Here is a 704-nt window from a genome sequence, read left to right on the forward strand (position 1 = left end):
TGGGGGGGGGGGGGGGCGTGGTGTTGTTTGGTTGTGTGCCCCCCCGCGCGCGGCGGCCCCCCCCCCCCCGCTCCTACAGGTTATGTATTCAGACAAAAAATAACCCCGGAAAGCCGTGAGCATCCGGGGCCAAGAGCGAGCAATATCCACTGTGCATGAGTGAGGGTGACCAAACCCTCGTGGACCGTGAATGGCTGCAGTCTGCTGGCTTCCCGCCCCCCGTAATTAGCCGGGAACGACCTGTTCTTAGCCAAACCGGCCATTGCGACATTCTGCCCTTGCGGGCCTGTCGCTGCAGACACAGAATCGGTCGTAAATCACAGCAGCACTCTCTTCGCGATAAAAGGGACAACAGCCATGATGCATGCGGATTTGATAGACCAGGACGACCTGGCAGGCCACCTGCGCGCGCGCGGGTTCGACATTCCGGCCGGGGCCAGTGCCGAGCAAGCCTGCGAGGCGGTGGTGCGGGGGCTGACCGAGCCTAATGCGCGGGCGCTGAAGGGGATGGTGGAGCAGATGTATACCGGCAGTGCGACCATCCTGCCGGCGGTGCGCCAGGCGATCGACAAGCAGCTGTTGCCGGCATTGGCGCAGTTCAACAAGCGCGCCTGACCGAATTTTCCTGCGCCGGCCTCTTCGGGGGGTTAACCGCGCAGGGGCCGGCGCGGGTGGAGAGCGGTAGAGGGGGCCAGGGCGACGCG

At 64.6% G+C, this 704-nt stretch carries 1 protein-coding gene; it reads left to right on the top strand.

Features of this window, described 5'->3' with window-relative positions; translation table 11 throughout:
- Positions 1–357: 357 nt before the first annotated feature.
- Complete coding sequence (locus ABE528_RS27315; protein WP_003255717.1) at positions 358–615, top strand: hypothetical protein; 258 nt, start codon at positions 358–360, stop codon at positions 613–615.
- Positions 616–704: the final 89 nt, after the last annotated feature.

Origin of the sequence: Pseudomonas sp. TWI628, from assembly GCF_039673865.1 — a bacterium.
GTDB lineage: Bacteria > Pseudomonadota > Gammaproteobacteria > Pseudomonadales > Pseudomonadaceae > Aquipseudomonas.